The organism is Pseudomonas koreensis, assembly GCF_036668835.1.
GTDB classification, from domain to species: Bacteria; Pseudomonadota; Gammaproteobacteria; order Pseudomonadales; family Pseudomonadaceae; genus Aquipseudomonas; species Aquipseudomonas koreensis_I.
Window position 1 is genome coordinate 1 of the sequence record NZ_JAZEVW010000040.1, and the last position, 412, is coordinate 412.

Here is a 412-nt window from a genome sequence, read left to right on the forward strand (position 1 = left end):
GAAGTGGGCAGTCTCGCCAAGCACATCGATCACTTCTCTCACCGGCTATCTGAAGCTCGAAAATTTCACGCGCTGGGATCCGGATGGCTCGTCGCTGCCGCTCTTAGTGTGGAATCCCAAGGCAACGCTTCCGATATTCGACATCGACCAGTTCTCGCAGGAGCTGACCGTCGTCTCCGACATCAGCGACCGGCTCGAACTCATCGCGGGCGGGCTGTATGTCAGCAATCATCTCAAGGGCGCCAACCAGCTCGGCATTCCATTCGACAGCATTCCGGTGGACGCCATCGACAATCGCGCCAATCAGCGACTTGAGTCGATTTCCGGCTATGCCCAGCTGCGCCTGAAACTTCTGCCGAACCTTCGGGTCAGCGCCGGCGCGCGCTACACGCATGATCGCAAGAAATATGAT

General features: G+C 58.0%; 1 protein-coding gene. It reads left to right on the forward strand.

From position 1 onward, the window contains the following. Positions 1-412: hypothetical protein (locus V6F91_RS27210; RefSeq protein ID WP_332769942.1), on the forward strand; the 412-nt coding region annotated here is incomplete at both ends.